The sequence below is a fragment of the Peptacetobacter hiranonis genome (assembly GCF_008151785.1).
Classification (GTDB): domain Bacteria; phylum Bacillota; class Clostridia; order Peptostreptococcales; family Peptostreptococcaceae; genus Peptacetobacter; species Peptacetobacter hiranonis.
This window is the reverse complement of the sequence record NZ_CP036523.1, coordinates 938,362-956,458: the sequence shown is the minus strand read 5'-3', so window position 1 is coordinate 956,458 and position 18,097 is coordinate 938,362. Positions and strand designations below refer to the sequence as shown.

Here is an 18,097-nt window from a genome sequence, read left to right as displayed (position 1 = left end):
TTAATTCATAGTTATATCTTTTTCTATTTTATCTTTAAATTTAGATTCTATTTCTCTTTTCAATCCTCTATATTCTTTAAAATCTAAAGTAGAATCTTCTCCAATTATAATTCTAGCCTCTTGCTGCACAGTCTTTAGTATTTTCATATGCTTAAATAAATTTGCAACTTTAAGTTCTGGAACACCATGCTGCATAGTTCCAAAGAATTCTCCAGGACCTCTTATCTCTAAGTCTTTCTCAGAAATTTTAAATCCATCGTTGGTTTCTTCCATTATTCCCATTCTTTTTCTACAGACTTCACTATTTGAGCCATAGATTAAAACACAATAAGATTGATGTTTCCCTCTACCAACACGTCCTCTAAGCTGATGCAACTGAGCAAGTCCAAATCTCTCTGCATTTTCTATAATCATAAGAGTTGAGTTTGGCACATTTACCCCAACCTCTATAACCGTTGTAGAAACAAGTATATCGAGTTCGTGGTTTTTGAATGCTGTCATAATAGCGTCTTTTTCAGATGGTTTCATCTTTCCATGAAGAAGTCCAACTCTTAAATCTGGGAAGAAATCTCTTTTTATCTCCTCTGCAGTTTCAGTTGCAGAAGTTATATCAAGACTTTCACTTTCTTCTACAAGTGGACATACTATATAGACCTGTCTTCCTTTGTCTACCTCTCTTCGCACAAGTGAGTTATATACCTTATCTCTTTTTTTCTTTTCTACAGCTATTGTTTCTATAGGCTGTCTTCCTGGTGGAAGCTCATCTATTATAGAAATATCCAAATCTCCATAAAGTATTAGCGCAAGAGTTCTTGGGATAGGAGTTGCTGTCATAACAAGTATATCTGGACTTGTACCCTTAGAAGATAACTTTCCTCTCTGTCTAACTCCAAAACGATGCTGCTCATCGGTTATAACAAGTCCAATATTCTTAAACTCGACATTATCCTCAATAAGCGCGTGAGTTCCTATAAGAATATCTATCTCTCCATCTCTAGCCCTGTGTAATATACCTTCCTTTTGTTTTTTTGTAACACTTCCTGTTAATAGTTCTACATTTATTCCAATATCTTCAAATGTTTCTGTGAATGATTCGTAATGCTGCTGTGCAAGTATCTCTGTCGGTGCCATAAGCGCTCCTTGATATCCATTGAACACACACTCAGCAAGTGCAAGAAGTGCAACAACTGTCTTACCACTTCCGACATCCCCTTGAACAAGTCTATTCATTACTTTTTCTGAGCACATATCGTCTATTATCTCATTTAATGCTCTATTCTGTGCTCTAGTAAGGCTAAATGGTAGTGACTCAAGCACCTCATCTAATCTTTGATCACGTTTAAATAATATACCTTTTTCATTGCTATTTCCACCTTTGTACATAAATAGCCCAAGCTGTAATACTAATAACTCTTCAAAAATTAATCTATACAGCGCAACTTTTAAAGACTCTTTATCTTTCGGAAAATGAATATTCTTTATTGCATAATCTATACCACATAATCTGTACTTCTTCAAAAGGTATTCTGGCATATACTCTGGTATTTTTATATCCTTATTTTCAAACACCATTCTTACAGTATTCATAATATCCTTATTTGTAATACCATAGCTAAGTGGATACACTGGCACTAGTTTTCCTATATTCTTTGGAGATGTAGACAAATACTCTAGTTCACAAGAATTAAGCTCTACAAACCTACCATTCTTCTTAACCTTCCCAAAAGCAAGTATGCTATCTCCAACTCTAAAAGTATTTTTTATATACTCTCTATTGAAAAATGTAAGCTTTGCAAATCCTGTATCGTCCTTTACATCTATTCTAGTTATAGTCATTCCCTTTTTGGGTGTATAGCTCTCTATATTTGTTATCAGCGCTTTTACTGTCACCTTTTCTTCATCTTCAAGCTGAGCAATTTTTTTGATTACACTTCTATCTTCAAACTGTCTTGGAAAATAATAAAGAAGGTCCTTTATTGTATAAATTCCAAGTTTATTCAATTTTTCTGCTTTTTTAGGACCAATTCCCTTGACATACTGTATGCTCTCATTTATTACTCCGAACAAATTTATCACCTGCCTAAATTTTTATTCTCATAGAGCAAAAAATAAATCAAAAAAAATCCTGTACAACATATATCTCAGTCATACAGGATTGATTTACTTATTTTTATTCAACTGATATTAGGTAGTAGTAAAGAGGCTGTCCACCGTAGTAAAGCTCTACATCTATGTCCTCGAATTTTTCTTCTAATTCTCCTCTTAACTCTTCAGCCTGTTCTTCTGTAACATCTTCACCGTAGAATAATGTTATTATAGCTGAGTCTTCATCAACTAATTTTTCTACTAGTTCTTTTGTTACTTCATCAACTTCATCTCCAGCTGCAATCAGTTCTTTTTCAGCAATACCTATTATATTACCTTCTCTTATTTCTATTCCATTCATTACAGTATCTCTAACTGCGAAAGTAACCTGTCCTGATTTTACATAGCTTAATGATTCTATCATATTAGCTTCATTTTCTTCAGCTGTAGCTTCTGGATTAAATCCAACAAGTGCACTTACAGCCTGTGGAATATTTTTAGTAGGTATTACTATTATATTTTTATCGCTAAGTTCTTTAGCCTGATTAGCTGCCATTATTATATTGCTATTGTTTGGTAATATGAATATATTTTTAGCATGTATTTTGTCTATTGCTTTCATGAAATCTTCAGTACTTGGGTTCATAGTCTGTCCACCTTCGATTACATGATCAACACCAAAATCTTTAAATATGCTAGCTAATCCTTCACCCATAGAAGTAGATATAAATGCAAATTCTTTTTCTTCTACTGGTTCTTCATATTCAGCATTTTCTGCAACACCTTCAAGTATATTTTCATGCTGCATTCTCATATTTTCTATTTTTATTGTTAATAACTGTCCGTATTTTAATGCTTCCTGAAGTACGTTCCCTGGTTCATTAGTATGAACGTGTACTTTTATAACACCTTCATCTCCAACTACTGCTAAACTATCTCCATATCCTAGCATTATATCTCTTATTCCAGCATCATCTATTTTATCTGATTCTAATATAAATTCAGTACAGTATCCGAATTTTATATCTTCAGTAGATGTATTATCTGCTGATGATAAAGATACATTTTTAAGTTCTGCTTTTTCTGCTGTTGCTGGAACTACTGATTTTCCAACTATTGCAAGATAGAATCCTTCTAATATAAGTGTTAACCCTTTACCACCTGAGTCTACAACTCCAGCGTCTTTAAGGTTTTTAAGTAAGTTAGGAGTATTTTCTAATGATACATTAGCTTCTCTAACTACTTTTCCTAAGAATTTTTCTATATTATTTTCTCTCTTAGCTAATTTAACCGCATATTCAGCAGTTTCTCTTATAACTGTTAGTATAGTACCTTCTACTGGTTTTATAACAGCTTTGTAAGCAGTATCAGAACCACCTTTTAAAGCTTTTGCTAAATCTACAGTTGAAAGTTTATCCTTACCTTCTACAGATTTTCCTATACCTCTGATTATCTGTGATAATATAACCCCTGAGTTACCTCTAGCACCCATTAAAGATCCTTTAGATAACGCCTTTGCTATTTTAGTTATATCGTCTTCTCCTACTTTTTCTAATTCCTTCATTGCATAAGATATAGTAAGCGACATATTTGTACCAGTATCTCCATCTGGAACTGGGAATACATTTAATTTATCTACTAAATCTTTACTATTCTGAAGATTATTAGCACCCGAAACAAACATTTCTCTGAATGCTTTGGCTTTTATATATTCGGTCATTTTTTTCCTCCTATTTTACTCTTATACCCTGTACATTTATATCTATTTTAGTTACTTTAACTCCGATTAATTTTTCGACTGTGTATTTTATCTTATCTATTATATTGTTAGCAACTGTAGATATATTGATTCCATACTGCATTATTACGAAAAGTTCTATTTCGACAGTATTATCTTCAGTTTCTTCTACTTTTACACCTTTTGTCGCATTTTCACCCTTTAAAAGTTCAACTATTCCTTTAGTTCTTGATGCAAGTCCAACTAGCCCATAACTTTCCATAGCTGCTTTATATGCAACCTGTGCTATTACATGCTTATCTATTTCTATACATCCGTATTCATTTGTTATTTTTGCGGTCATGGTTCTGAACCCCCTCTTAAAAGTTTTTTGCCAATTTAATTTTATACTCGGCAATAAATACATAAAGTATCTATTTTCTAGTCGATATAAACAATATGATACTATAATCTGGTTATAATTTAAACCTATATAGCATATAATAATCTAACTTTAACAATAATATCAAGTCTTTTTATCAAATAAACTTTTTTATTTTTACAAATTAGAAAACTTTTTGTTTACATTATCAGCATTTATATATATAATTTTATATGATAAATAGATATTCTTCAATATCTTCAAAAGAAATATATTTTTTTCTTGCAAAACTTTGTTGTTTATGATATTATAAATATGTTTTTAGTCTTTAAATAGTTATTTATTTTTTAAGGAGGTGCACGGTAATGTCAAGAGTATGTAGCGTATGTGGTAAAGGTAAACATTCAGGAAACACAGTATCACACTCAAATAAACACAACAAAAGAACTTGGTCTGCAAACTTAAGAACTGTTAGAGTTGTAGAGAACGGAACTCCAAAAAGAGTTAAAGTTTGTACAAGATGCCTACGTTCTGGAAAAGTTGAAAGAGCTTAATTAAAATTTTGTTCGTGAGATCAAAGGTCTACCAAAAGGGTAGACCTTTTTTTATTCCTAAGGAAATTATAATAATTTAAAACTGTGGAAAACTTATGTACAATAGTAATATGAATGTATTGAAAAAACAAAAAGATGAAAAAATCATTAAGAAAATATTAAAAAATCACTTTGAAGAATTCAAACTAAAATATTGGAATAAAGTTAGAAGAGAAATGAGGGATCAGATAGAAAATACTGTAATAAAGGCTTTAAATTGTGGAAATATAGAAAAAGGATATATAAAACATAAATGTATAGACTGTGGAGAGGAGTATATTCAAGGGTTCACTTGTAAAAGTAAGTTTTGCACAAAGTGTGGAAGAAAATATTCTATGGAATGGGCAGAAAAACAGGTAGAAAATATTCTTGATGTTTCTCATAGACATGCAGTTTTCACAATTCCAGAGGAGTTAAGAGTCTATTTCTACAGAAAGCGAGAGCTTTTAAAAGATTTACAAGATGCTACATATAAGGTATTAGATAGTTTTCATAAAAAGAAAACAAATGGAGATTATGAATTAGGGGTAATTGCTGTAGTACACACTTTTGGTGGAGATTTAAAATGGAATCCTCACATACATGCCTTATACACCGAAGGTGGAATAGATAGAAATAATAAGTGGTTTAAAAAATTAGATTTCATACCGTATACATATATGAAAAAAGTATGGCGAAAGTTGGTACTAGATATAATAAAAAACAACTTTAGAGATAGAAAAACTAGAAATTTGATAAATAAGTTATATAAGAAAGAATTCTATGTAAATGCAGAAAGACGTTTAACTAATATAAAACAGGCAACTCAATATATAGGTAGATATTTGGCTAGACCAGCTATCGCTGAGTATAGAATAATTAATTACGATGGGAAAAATGTAACTTACTGGTATGAAAACAAAAAACCTAAGGGAAAAAGAGAAATAACTGTAAATGTATTAGAATTTATAGGTAAAATAACCCAACATATTCACCCGAAGGGTTTTAGAGTTGCAAGAAGATACGGTCTATATTCAAGAGTAAAAAATAAATTAAGCATAGAAATATTGAAATTATATAATTTTATGAGACACAGAAATATATCTAAGCTGATAAAAAAGAAGAATACAGTAAAGAAAAATTTTAAAGATAGATTGATAGAATCATTTGGAGTAAATCCTTATATTTGTAAAAAGTGTGGAAAAGACATGATTCTATGGGAAATATGGCATTATAAATATGGATTAATATATAATGTACTAGATAAATCAAATTATAAAAGAATAATCTACGAAGAAATTATAGAAAAAGAAATTTCTTTGAATACAACAACACAAAAAGAATTATTTTAAAAGTCTATTAAATAGGCTAGCTTTGCTATACTCAAATATAAATAATAGTGTATAATTAGTGTAATTAAAATTATTAGGAGAAATAGTATGCTAAAAGAATTAGAAGAAATGAGTAAAGGACAAAAGTTATACAATTATGAATGTAAGTCTTGTGGATTTGAAAAAGGAGTACCAGAATTTATATTAGAAGAACTAAGACAAGATGCATTCTTTTCATTGGGAGCGATAGCTTCGCTAAATGAAAAAAATATGCCAGAATTAATTTGTCCTAATTGTGGAGCTAAATTTGAATACAAAAAAACTGACGACCGTTAGGTGTCAGTTAAAGGTACTGTCACAAGAACACCTTTTAAAGGTGTTCTGTGGCAGTATTTTTTATTGCTTAATAACTTGGAAAAGAGTGAAGAAATATGTCATTTCCGCTCCAGGCTTCGACGTGCGTGTGGGTAAAATATTCTGTTGTAATTAAAACCCACGTCTACAGATTGTCGCTGGCTCTGACATATTTCTTCACTCTTTCACATTATTAACTCTCTAAAAATGCGGAAATAAGTATTTATATTCTTCTCATCTTTTATAAATAATACAAAACAATGAATTAATATATATCTAAGTAACTTACTTACAAATTTACAACATTTCTCTCATTTCCCTCGCTTAGAAAGCTGTTAGCAATAATTTTACAACAAGGTATTTTTATTGCTCAGTCTTCTATAAAATCACTTACTTATAAAGAGTGGTATAAATCAAAATTTACAAGTCTATTGATATTATGTAGCATATGAGTTATATAGACAAAACTTTTTCGACAATCTGGAGACGCGTATTTTAGAAGCACCAAACCTATTTTTCGCTCACGCGTCGAAGCTGGAGAAAAGTTTGTCTATATCTCATATGCTTCGCATAGTAACAAATGGTGGCAAATTTTGATTTAGCCACACTTTTATCAAGAAAGAGATTTATAGTAGATTAGGCAAAAAAATAGCTGTTGCAAATTATTGCAACAGCTTCAAATTTTTATTCATTGATTGTTACTGAGTCTTCCCCATCTATTTCTGATAGTTTTACAGATATAAATTCATTTTTTGATGTCGGTACGTTTTTTCCTACGTAATCAGCTCTTATTGGTAGTTCTCTGTGTCCTCTGTCAACAAGTACAGCAAGCTGTATTGCTTTAGGTCTACCATTGTCTATTATATAGTCTAACGCTGCTCTTACAGTTCTTCCTGTATAAAGAACATCATCTATAAGTACAACAGTTTTTTTGTCTATGTCAAAAGAAGTGTTATCGTCGTACACAGCGCCCTCTACTCTTCTTTCACTTATATCATCTCTATATCTGCTGATGTCTATTTCCCCAACTGGTAATAATGTACCTTCTATTTCTTCTATTTTTAACTGCACTCTCTTAGCTAGAGGAATACCTCTAGTCTTAACACCAAGAAGTACAAGATCTTCTATCCCCTTATTCTTTTCTATTATTTCGTGACTTATTCTAGTTATAGCCCTCGCCATAGCTTTTTCATCCATTAACTGAGCCTTTTCTATCATATCAAACTCTCCATTCCGAAAATATTTAACTAAAAAATATCTTACTTAAATATTAATACCTATATTCTTTATTATTTTCTCAATTTTTCTAAAAGCTTCTGGAAATAATCCGGTAGCTCTGAATCAAATTCTACATATTCTTTTGTAGTCGGATGTATAAATCCTAATTTCTTAGCATGAAGTGCCTGACCATTTAATTTTATTTTTGAATTTTTAGGTCCGTACACCGGATCACCCACAAGAGGATGGTTTATTGACATTGCATGAACTCTTATCTGATGAGTTCTTCCTGTTTCAAGCCTAGCTCTTACATGAGTATATCCATTAAATCTTTCAATCACTTCAAAATGAGTAACAGCTCTTTTTCCATTTGGAACAATAGCCATTTTTAGTCTATCCTTAGGATTTCTACCTATTGGTCTATCAACTGTGACATTGTCTTCTTTAAACACACTATGACAGATAAATTCATACTCTCTGGTTATAGAGTGATCCTTTAGCTGCTCAGCAAGACAATTATGAGCATTGTTGTTTTTTGCTATCATAAGTATCCCAGAAGTGTCTTTATCAATTCTATGTACTATCCCCGGTCTTATAACACCATTTATAGAAGAAAGATTTCCTTTGCAATGGTATAAAATAGCGTTAACCAAAGTCCCCTCATAGTTTCCAGGTGCTGGATGAACAACCATTCCCTGAGGTTTGTTTACTATTATAATATCGTCATCCTCATAAACAATCTCTATTGGTATATCCTGTGGCACAACCTCTAAAACCTTAGGCTTTGGAATCTCTATTACAATCTTATCTTCCTCTTTTACAAGATACTTAGCCTTCTCAACTTTTCCGTTTACAGTTACCTTTTTATCTTTTATTATCTTCTGAATATAGCTTCTTGACATATCGACGAATTGATCCGCAAGATAAACATCTAATCTATCTCCATCCTCGTCTTCTTCTACTAAAAATTCTCTAATATCATCACATATATTATCTACCATTATACCTCCTATTAAGTACAGTTTCTAATTTACTCATTTAGATCCGAATACTTCCATATGTAAAAACAAAGTAGTATTGTCCCACATACAACAAGTACATCAGCAAAATTAAAAACATACTGCCAAATTATTCTAAAGTCAAAATAATCCACAACAAATCCCAGTCTAAGTCTATCTATTAAATTACCTATTGCCCCAGAAACAATCATTATAATAGATGCTTTTCCAATTATGTTTATTTTTTCCTTATTTTTATGTAGCCAATAAAGTCCAATAATAGTAGCAAGTCCAGCAATTACAACAAAAATAATTTGATTATTTTGAAGCATTCCAAATGCTGCTCCTCTATTTTCTACATAAGTTAGATGAAACACGCCATCTATAATAGGTATACTTCCTTTTTCTTTAAGCACGTTTAAAACACCGTACTTTATAGCCTGATCTATACCTATCAAAATAGCTATTATTACCTCATATATCAAAAGACCACCCCTATTTTTAAATTCTTATAATTTCATACATAATTATACATATTTTATTATATCACAATAGCAGATTACTTATTATTTGTTTTTTTACTTTTGACATTGATTTTTTTATAACATTTTCTTGATAATTTATTGACATTTTTATAATTAAATTGTATACTCTATTTATAAATTGAAAATAACAGATTAACCTAAATATAATATAAATTGTTAATCTTTGATTCTACTTTCCCCAAAAGTAGTAATAACCTTACCCTTTTGATGAGCTTCGATGGCTCATTTTTTTTGCGCAAATTTAAATTTACAATAAAAAACAGCCCTAAAATAAAAGTTTCCACTTCTATTTTGAGCTGTTTTTAACAATAATTAATATTTTCTTTCTAAGAAACCAACTTTTTTATATACTTTTCTAAGAGTTTTTCTAGCTTTTGCTTCTGCTTTTTTAGCTCCTTCACAGTATATTTTTTCAAGATATTCTTTATCCTCTAAAAGTGCTAGATATTTCTGTCTCATAGGCTCTAATACACTTATTATAACTTCAGCAGTATCTGCCTTGAAATCTCCATATCCTTTACCTTCGTACATTTTCACTATCTCATCTATTGATTTTCCTGATAAAGCTGAGTATATATCAAGAAGATTTTTTATACCTGGCTGTTCTGGTGAATATCTTACAACACCTTCAGAGTCAGTTACACATTTTTTAATTTTTCTTCTTATTGTATCTGGATCGTCTTCAAGAAGTATAAATCCATTTACATTTTCATCAGATTTACTCATTTTTTTAGTAGGATCCTGTAAGCTCATTACTCTTGCAGCTTCTTTTGGATAATATCCTTCTGGTATTTTGAATGTATCTGAATATCTATTGTTGAATCTATTTGCTAAATCTCTTGCTAATTCAAGGTGCTGTTTCTGGTCATCACCAACTGGTACTAAATCTGTCTGATAAAGAAGTATATCAGCAGCCATTAATACTGGATAAGTGAATAGACCTGCATTTAAGTTAGCTTCAGATTTCCGCGCTTTATCCTTGAACTGAGTCATTCTGTTTAACTCACCCATGTATGTCATTGTATTTAATACCCACATTAATTCAAGATGTTCTTTAACATGTGACTGTATAAATATAGTATTTTTTTCTGGATCTAGTCCACAAGCTATATACTGAGCTAATAATTTTTTAGCATTTTCTCTAAGAACTTTTGGCTCCTGAGGAACTGTTATAGCGTGTAAATCGACAACACTAAAGAAACATTCGTATTCGTCCTGAAGTTTTGTCCAGTTTTTTATCGCTCCTAGGTAGTTACCTAATGTCATTTTTCCTGATGGCTGAGCACCACTAAATATTACCTTTTTTTCGCTCATCGTAATCCCTCTTTCTATTTTAGACTTATATTTTTATCAATATTTATTGAAAATCTCTTTATTATTTTGAAATATTAAGACTATATCATTTCAAGCATATCCATAACTATATTAGCTGAAGTAACTGCAGCTTTTTTAGAGAATTCTTCAAAAGTAACATCTGCACTTCCGTCAGCTTTATCAGACATAGCTCTTATTATAACGTATGGAGTTTTGTTTAAATAACAAACGTGAGCCATTGCAGCTCCTTCCATTTCACAGCAGAATCCACCGAAGTCGTTTACTAATTCGTTTTTAGTTTCCATATCTGCAACAAATAAATCTCCAGTAGCTATTCTACCTTTCATAACATTATGCCCTTTATTTTCTTTAACTGCTGCATCAAAAGCTGCATTTATTAATCTTTCATCAGCTTTAAATTCTGAACAATCCATTCTTGGTATAGTTCCTTTTGGATCACCAAATGCTGATGCGTCCATATCGTATTCTATTGCATCTGTTGATATTACTATATCATTTACGTCTAATTCGTCGTTTAATGCACCTGCAACACCTATATTAACAAGAGCTTCTGCACCGAATTCGCTTATTAATATCTGAGTACACATAGCAGAGTTTACTTTACCAACTCCACATTTAACAACTACTACATCTTTTCCTCTTAACTTACCAACGTAAAATTCAAGACCTGCTTTTTCTACTTTTTCTTCTAATTCTATTTTTTCAAGAAGTAATGCTACTTCTTCTTCCATTGCACCTATTATTCCTATCTTGTTCATAATATCCTCCTAAAATTAATTTTTCCAATAAAAAAACGCCCTCGTGTTAAAAAACACTAGGACGATATTACCGCGGTACCACCTAAATTATACACTTATCGTGTATCTCTCTTCTGCGTAACGTGCAGTGACGGTTCGGCTACTATAATTCACCTATCTCCTCGTGGACCCATTCACCGAATTTATTTATGCTGCAATCTCAGCTACTTGCAACTCTCTGTATCAAACTCAACCCGACTACTCTCTCCAGTCTTAGGATTTACAATTTAAAATTTTCTATATTTTTATCATACAAGCAATCTTTTTTTATGTCAAGAAAAATAATACTACCAAATTTATTAATATATCGATGATGATGAGTTAGATGATTAGAATTTAATAGAAATTTTATTGATAAAATTTTTTAGAATAACTTTAATTTTTATCTACATTCTCAAAGGAATTTTAGACTCTCTATAGAATATATAAATAAACCAAAATTCATATAAATTGGTCAAAATCCAAATAAATTTTACCTACAAAAGGGGGACAGGATTATGATAATAACTACAACACCATCAGTAGAAGGATACAGAATAGTTGAGTATAAAGGAATAACTTACGGAGAAGTTGTTTCAGGTGTTAACTTCTTCAAAGACTTTGCAGCTGGATTATCTAATATATTCGGTGGAAGATCAAATTCTTACGAAGACGAATTAAAAAATGCTAGAGAAAGAGCTCTTGAAGAATTAGAAGGAAGAGCAGCTGCAAGAGGTGCAAATGCAGTTGTTGGAGTTGACACAGACTATGAAGTACTAGGTGCTGACAATGGAATGCTAATGGTAACAGTATCTGGGACAGCAGTAGTAATAGAGAGAATATAAGAGAAAGGACAAGAGTGTAACTGCTCCTTGCTCCAGGCATCAGCGCCCCACACTGTTAGACTAACATATTTAGCAGTTGTGGGGCGCTTGCAGAATTGTCGCTTTTGAGCAGTTACAACTCTTGCCCTCATATTATATACTTGCTTATAGGTTGAGCTAAAACCGATTTTAAAATTAAAGAAATTCAATTATATAGAAAAAGGTTGTTACAAAATTTGTAGCAACCTTTTTTATTTATTTACTAACTTTTCCAATCACAATCTTCTCCAAATTTAATTTTGAGTAGATGTTTAATGTGAGGACTGTTGTTATATTTTGTGTCAGTCCTTTTGCGTGGTATCAAGAGTTAATCGACTCGACAATCTGCAGACGCGAGGATTTTTTGCAACAGAACAATTATTGTACACCGCGTCGAAGCCTGGAGAGGAGATTATTCTTGATGCTACGCATAAGAAAGGACTGTTACAAAATATGCAACAGTCCCACATTATATATACTCAAATTAAATTATTCCTTTCATTGCTAGTACTAGCATTACACATGTTACTATTACAAGTACTGCTACAGCCATTACACCTGGATGTACTATCATTTTTGGTGCATCTTTAGCTTCTGATTTTAGAACAGTTCTTCTAAGTGCAGAAACTATCGGTTTATATATTAATAAGATTATCGCTGAATCTATTCCACCTTTTATTAAGTTGAATGGCATTATCGCTGGAACTAAAAGTTTTACAACTTCTGCTCTTGGAATTCCCATATATATTGGTGTTACTAAGTAGTTCCATAAAACCATTACAACTGTAAGAAGTATTGTACCAGATACTAAACCTATTATAGAACCTCTTAAAGTTCTATCTTTTTTGTATATAAAAGCTGCAGTACAAGAAAACGCACAAATAGAAATTATATTCATTACAAGTCCTATTATTCCATCTTCACTTATAGTTAAAAATTCGATAAACGCTGTTACTACTGCTACCATTAATGACATGAATGGTCCCCAAATAAATCCACCTATTGTTATAATTACGTTCTTTGGATCATACTCTAAGAATAATACCATTGGTATTCTTATGAATAATACCGCTGCAAATGCCAGTGCACTAAGCATTGCCACCCTTGTCATTGTTTTTGTCTTGCTTTCCATCATCTTTCATCACTCCTAAAATTTAAAATAAAAAACACCTGATAGACTAAGTGTCTTTCAGGTGTTGTAACTCTCTATTATAAAAATATCTTTTGATTATTAGTATGTAAAATATAACCTAAATAGGATTTATTTTGCACAATAAAAAATCTAACTAATAGATAATTATTAACACATCTTCTCTCATCCAGACTATACTGTCGGTTTTGGAATTTCACCAAATCCTGAATTGAACTTATGCCAATTCCTGCGTTTTAAAAAACGCTCGCGGACTATACCGCCGGTCGGGAATCTCACCCTGCCCTGAAGACATCTTAACTAATTCAGTTGTCTATTATTAAATTAACACAAATAAAAAATAAAATCAATACCATATTGACTTTATTGACTAACAAACATATAATCAAATTATAGTGATTTATACCCCTACTAGGTATATTAAGTATTAAAACTTGGAGGATAAATATATGAAAAAAATAATAAAAATAGATGGCATGGGATGCCAGCACTGTGTAAATAGAATAACTGAAGCACTTTCTGCTATAGATGGTGTAGAAGTATTAGAAGTTAGCTTAGAAGACAAATCTGCAACTGTTGACGTAGAAGAATCAATAACTGATGAAATTTTAATGGAAGCTATAGATGAAGAAGGATTTGAACCTATAGAATGTTTCTTAGCATAATCTATTAATTATAAAATCTAACATAGTTCACCAATTTAAATTAATCATAAATAAAAAGAGCTTTTTCTCCATACAAGATTAAGCTCTTTTTTTATTTATATATTTACTCAAACCAAGCAACTGCCCTAACTGGTGCACCATCGCTATTTTCTACTTTTAACGGACAACAACTAAAATTAAAAATTTTATCTCCACAAAGCTCAAGATTTTTTAGATTTTCAATATTTACAATATCCTTATCTTTAAACAACTTCTTATGTCTTGTAAGTTTTTCATCTGAAACGGGATCTATCCCTATTGTATCAAACCCAATTCCTTTATAATTTCCATTAAGCACATAATCTAAAACATCGTCATTTACACAAGGATAATCTCCAAAATATTTATCAGTTCCCCAATATTTATCCCAACCAGTGTTAAACAATAAAAAATCAACTTTCTCAGCTTTTTTACCGTATTTTAGAATACAATCTAGTGTAATATCCTCACCTTCATTTAAATCTCTACAATCTATCACAAGTCCTTTTCCTATAAACTGGCTCGCAGGAAACTCATCTAAAGTCGTTCTATCTGGATATATATGTGCTGGTGGATCCATGTGAGTCCCTACATGAGAATATATACTAATAGAAGTTTCCCTAAAACCATCTTTTTCATAATTACTTGTGTTAATTAACTTTGGCATTTCTGTACCTGGAAAAACTGTCATTTCTTCTTTTATTGTATAAGTTAAATCTATTGCTTTCATACTCTTCACCTCTTAATACTCTATCTTGATTATCATTTTAATTATATCATATACAAAATTTTTAATTGTATAATAAAAAGTAGGATGAACAAATTATCTCTCAAAGCTCATCACTTATTCGATAATCGCCATCCTACTTTTCTAAAACAACTTATTTAATTTTTACTTTCCTGCTTACTTTCTTCTTTTTTTAGATTTCTCTGATTCTTAAAAGTAAGCACTACCTTGAATAAATCTCCATCTGAGCTTACCTTCATCTTACCGTCCTGAAGCTCTGTGAAGCTCTTAGCTATTGCAAGTCCAAGTCCACTTCCCTCAGTATTTCTCGATTTATCCCCTCTAACAAATCTTTCTGTTAGATTTTCAACATCGCAGTTTAATTCCTCTGCTGAAATATTTTTAAACTCTATCTCTGTATTTTCTGCATCTCTCTTAACATTTATATACACTCTAGTGTATGGCATTGAGTATTTTGAGATATTAGATATTAAGTTAGAGAATATGCGGAAAGTTCTCATACTATCTAACTCTAGTATCACCTTTTCTTCTGGGAAATTGCCCTTAACTTCTAAATGGGCTGCATTCAATTTATCCTCAAGTTCTACTAAAGTCTGTTTTATTAAAGATACAACATCTACCTTCATAGGATTCATTTTAACATTTCCACTTGTAGCCTTACTTACTTCAAATAAGTCTTCAATAAGAAATTTTAATCTATTTGATTTCTTATCTATAGTATCAAGATATTTCTGTCTTTCTTCTTCTGTTATTCCTTCTTTTTTAAGAAGGTCTACATAAGTGATTATTGAAGTAAGTGGAGTTTTTAAATCGTGTGAAACATTAGTTATAAGCTCTATTTTCATCTTCTGGCTCTTAACTTCTTCACTAACCGCTGCACTAAATCCTTTTTCTATATTTTCTAGGTTTTCTTTTATAGGATTAAATACTCCTAAATCTTCTTTTGGCACTGATCCAAAATCACCATTTGCTATATCTTCAGTTATTGTTTCTAGCTTGTTGTAGTCTTCTAATACTTTGCCAAATTTTTTCTTAATTAATCCGTAAAGTATTACTGAATATATTGCTCCTGTGATTATACCAAATCCCCAAATTGAAGAACAAATTGTTATCGCTAGGAAGTTTACTCCCAGTGCTGCTAATATGAATTTTTCATATCCATCTTTTAAATCTAGATTATTCATCCAACTAAAGAACTTTTTAACCTTTGAAATCATCCATTTTACAACTCTAACTGTTATACAAGAATTGAATATTACTTTTCTATCGCCCTTAGCAATCATATCTCTTAGATATATACCGCCCATTAAGCATAATGCAAATAATATCATCCAATATCCTAAATTTCCTATCACTACTGCCCACAAAGCTGTAGTTGCTGATATTGGAACCATTTGCATAAGTATATTTGCCAATGAGTCTGATGTACTAACATCTATAACTTGTACTGGGTTTATAACCACAAATGCTGAAACTATTAAAGATACAAATATCACTATTACTTCTATAGGTGCTTTTATCACGCTGCTCATTGCAAATACATCGTTTCTTATTGCATTAGGTAATAAAAATCCTACTAAAGCGTATACACACATTATTAAAACAGCCACCATAATCATCTGTCCTAATGTATGCATTTTATCTCCTGATAGAAGATTATAAATTCCATGGTAGTTATTTATACTTGAATTGTACGGAGCATTAACTATCTGAGTTGCTCCTTCTTTTGTTAAACCAATTGTAAATGTAGCATTTTTTATAGGAGGCAAGTTATATTTTATACTTCCATCTGTATATTCTTTATATAAATTTGCACTTCTTACTTTCCATTCTTGTACTGTGTTATCCATAACTGTCTGGCATTTATCTGCATCTATCCCATGTAGTGCTTTAAAGCTATAGTTTCCATCTTTATCAAAATCTAAAACCATATAGAATAAATATTTATCTAATATTTCTTCCGCTTTAGCTGTTCCATTTGTATCTAATTGTCCTAAAGACATATTTCTTATAAGCTCTAATTCATTTTTTTCATTTCCAATTGTTTTTTTATTTTCTTTGTTGTAAACATTGTACTTTATAGGTTTATTAGCTGCATTTAAAGCTATTTCAGAATAATCCATATCATTTTGGAATGCTTCATTAAAGTCCTGCTTAATAGCTTCTTTATTCAGTATTACATCTCCATTTTCATTTATTGCATCTGTCAATTCTTCTGGAGTACCTGAGTCTATGTCTGAATTTTCAAGAGCATTTTTTATTACTTCCTCTGTCAAGAATACATCAGAAGGGTTTTCTTTATTTTCAGTTGCATTCTTCAGATCCCAGTACATTGGGTAAATCTGACCTAAGAAATAATCTGCTGCCGTTTCGCTATTTAAAACTTCTTCTTCTACTTTAACTTTATCAGATATATTTCTATATGTCGTCAACATTCCCACTGAGGAAATTAACAACACTATAAGTACTACTATATTTGCCAGTATTTTATTTGATTTATCATTTCTAGATTTTTTCAATTTTGTATCCAACTCCCCACACCACCTTTAAGTATCTTGGATTTTTCGGATCCAATTCTATTTTTTCTCTTATATTTCTTACATGTACCATTACAGTATCTGTATTTATTGCAGCCTCATTCCAAACTCTTTCGTAAATTTCTTCTGCTGGAAATACTCTGCCAGGATTTTTTATAAGTAATCCTAAAATCTTAAATTCTATTGGAGTCAGTCTTACTGGATTTCCGTCGACAGAAACCTCTTTTGTATCGTCATTTAATTCAAGCCCTCCTATTGTGTATATGTTTTCATTCACAGCTTCAACTTCTGTTGAACTTGCCTTTTGAATGTTCATATATTTTGTGTATCTTCTTAGCTGAGAATTTACTCTAGCTAAAAGTTCAAGAGGTTTGAAAGGTTTTGTAACGTAATCGTCTGCTCCTATGTTTAGTCCCATTATCTTATCTACTTCTTCAGATTTTGCTGAAAGCATTATTATCGGGAAGTTGTGATTTTCTCTAGCTTTCATAGTGAATGTTATTCCGTCCATTACTGGCATCATTATATCCACTATTGCTAAATGAATTTCTTCATTTTCTAAAACTTTAAGACCTTCCATTCCGTTGAAAGCTTTAAAAACATTGTATCCCTGATTTAATAAATATATTTCAACTGCTTCTGCTATTTCTTTTTCATCTTCAACTACTAATATGTTATATGCGTTCATAATATTTCTCCTTTGTCGTATAATTTGTACTCTTTAATTATACAACAGTATGCAGCTTTTTCCATCTCTCAAACTTCCTTTCTCTCTTTTGTTAATTATATTGTATTGAATAATT

General features: G+C 31.1%; 17 protein-coding genes, 1 riboswitch and 1 other annotated feature. Of the genes, 5 read left to right on the top strand and 12 right to left on the bottom strand.

The features are described 5' to 3' along the window. The 3 genes from recG to KGNDJEFE_RS04480 all read right to left on the bottom strand — a co-directional run bounded on the left by recG (position 1) and on the right by KGNDJEFE_RS04480 (position 4,166). Positions 1-2,067, bottom strand: coding sequence for an ATP-dependent DNA helicase RecG (gene recG / locus KGNDJEFE_RS04490; RefSeq protein ID WP_040410409.1), 2,067 nt, complete (start codon positions 2,065-2,067; stop codon positions 1-3). 103 nt (positions 2,068-2,170) lie between these two features. Then, positions 2,171-3,805 carry a DAK2 domain-containing protein gene (locus KGNDJEFE_RS04485; RefSeq protein ID WP_006440040.1) on the bottom strand — a complete coding sequence of 545 codons (1,635 nt, stop codon included), beginning with the start codon at positions 3,803-3,805 and terminating at the stop codon, positions 2,171-2,173. Positions 3,806-3,815: 10 nt separating this feature from the next. Further along, positions 3,816-4,166: an Asp23/Gls24 family envelope stress response protein gene (locus KGNDJEFE_RS04480; protein WP_040410408.1), complete on the bottom strand. Its 351-nt coding sequence runs from the start codon at positions 4,164-4,166 to the stop codon at positions 3,816-3,818. Between the two features lie 383 nt (positions 4,167-4,549). Here KGNDJEFE_RS04480 and rpmB point away from each other — a divergent pair, with 383 nt between their 5' ends. The 3 genes from rpmB to KGNDJEFE_RS04465 all read left to right on the top strand — a co-directional run bounded on the left by rpmB (position 4,550) and on the right by KGNDJEFE_RS04465 (position 6,423). After that, on the top strand, positions 4,550-4,738 hold the full coding sequence (rpmB, locus tag KGNDJEFE_RS04475; protein ID WP_006440038.1) for a 50S ribosomal protein L28: 189 nt from the start codon (positions 4,550-4,552) through the stop codon (positions 4,736-4,738). Between the two features lie 110 nt (positions 4,739-4,848). Beyond that, on the top strand, positions 4,849-6,108 hold the full coding sequence (locus tag KGNDJEFE_RS04470; RefSeq protein ID WP_170239656.1) for an IS91 family transposase: 1,260 nt from the start codon (positions 4,849-4,851) through the stop codon (positions 6,106-6,108). 87 nt (positions 6,109-6,195) lie between these two features. Beyond that, entirely contained in the window at positions 6,196-6,423 is a 228-nt protein-coding gene (locus tag KGNDJEFE_RS04465) for a hypothetical protein (protein ID WP_118549764.1), read from the top strand. Between the two features lie 702 nt (positions 6,424-7,125). Here KGNDJEFE_RS04465 and pyrR read toward each other — a convergent pair. The 5 genes from pyrR to KGNDJEFE_RS04440 form a co-directional block, all read right to left on the bottom strand. Continuing rightward, positions 7,126-7,659: a bifunctional pyr operon transcriptional regulator/uracil phosphoribosyltransferase PyrR gene (gene pyrR / locus KGNDJEFE_RS04460; protein ID WP_006440037.1), complete on the bottom strand. Its 534-nt coding sequence runs from the start codon at positions 7,657-7,659 to the stop codon at positions 7,126-7,128. 71 nt (positions 7,660-7,730) lie between these two features. Further along, a complete protein-coding gene (locus KGNDJEFE_RS04455; protein ID WP_006440036.1) occupies positions 7,731-8,660 on the bottom strand; it encodes an RluA family pseudouridine synthase in 930 nt (309 codons plus the stop codon). A gap of 29 nt (positions 8,661-8,689) precedes the next feature. Beyond that, on the bottom strand, positions 8,690-9,142 hold the full coding sequence (gene lspA, locus KGNDJEFE_RS04450; RefSeq protein ID WP_006440035.1) for a signal peptidase II: 453 nt from the start codon (positions 9,140-9,142) through the stop codon (positions 8,690-8,692). 372 nt (positions 9,143-9,514) lie between these two features. Continuing rightward, entirely contained in the window at positions 9,515-10,516 is a 1,002-nt protein-coding gene (gene trpS, locus KGNDJEFE_RS04445; RefSeq protein ID WP_006440034.1) for a tryptophan--tRNA ligase, read from the bottom strand. 80 nt (positions 10,517-10,596) lie between these two features. Further along, positions 10,597-11,295: a 5'-methylthioadenosine/adenosylhomocysteine nucleosidase gene (locus KGNDJEFE_RS04440; protein WP_006440033.1), complete on the bottom strand. Its 699-nt coding sequence runs from the start codon at positions 11,293-11,295 to the stop codon at positions 10,597-10,599. A 54-nt stretch (positions 11,296-11,349) separates the two neighbouring features. After that, positions 11,350-11,558: a binding site (T-box leader), on the bottom strand. A 273-nt stretch (positions 11,559-11,831) separates the two neighbouring features. Here KGNDJEFE_RS04440 and KGNDJEFE_RS04435 point away from each other — a divergent pair. Then, positions 11,832-12,158 carry a putative heavy metal-binding protein gene (locus tag KGNDJEFE_RS04435; RefSeq protein WP_006440032.1) on the top strand — a complete coding sequence of 109 codons (327 nt, stop codon included), beginning with the start codon at positions 11,832-11,834 and terminating at the stop codon, positions 12,156-12,158. A 502-nt stretch (positions 12,159-12,660) separates the two neighbouring features. Here the strand turns inward: KGNDJEFE_RS04435 and KGNDJEFE_RS04430 are convergent. Further along, positions 12,661-13,311, bottom strand: coding sequence for an ECF transporter S component (locus KGNDJEFE_RS04430; RefSeq protein ID WP_006440031.1), 651 nt, complete (start codon positions 13,309-13,311; stop codon positions 12,661-12,663). Between the two features lie 168 nt (positions 13,312-13,479). Continuing rightward, positions 13,480-13,623: riboswitch (FMN riboswitch) on the bottom strand. Between the two features lie 152 nt (positions 13,624-13,775). Between KGNDJEFE_RS04430 and KGNDJEFE_RS04425 the strand changes: the two genes are divergently transcribed. Next, positions 13,776-13,991, top strand: a complete 216-nt coding sequence (locus tag KGNDJEFE_RS04425) for a heavy-metal-associated domain-containing protein (RefSeq protein ID WP_006440030.1) — start codon at positions 13,776-13,778, stop codon at positions 13,989-13,991. A gap of 103 nt (positions 13,992-14,094) precedes the next feature. Here the strand turns inward: KGNDJEFE_RS04425 and KGNDJEFE_RS04420 are convergent, their stop codons facing one another. The 3 genes from KGNDJEFE_RS04420 to KGNDJEFE_RS04410 form a co-directional block, all read right to left on the bottom strand. Beyond that, positions 14,095-14,739, bottom strand: coding sequence for a cyclase family protein (locus KGNDJEFE_RS04420; RefSeq protein ID WP_006440029.1), 645 nt, complete (start codon positions 14,737-14,739; stop codon positions 14,095-14,097). A 155-nt stretch (positions 14,740-14,894) separates the two neighbouring features. Further along, complete coding sequence (locus tag KGNDJEFE_RS04415) at positions 14,895-17,288, bottom strand: sensor histidine kinase (RefSeq protein WP_148881800.1); 2,394 nt, start codon at positions 17,286-17,288, stop codon at positions 14,895-14,897. Next, on the bottom strand, positions 17,263-17,982 hold the full coding sequence (locus KGNDJEFE_RS04410; protein WP_006440027.1) for a response regulator transcription factor: 720 nt from the start codon (positions 17,980-17,982) through the stop codon (positions 17,263-17,265). The genes KGNDJEFE_RS04415 and KGNDJEFE_RS04410 overlap by 26 nt, the downstream gene beginning before the upstream one ends. Positions 17,983-18,097: the final 115 nt, after the last annotated feature.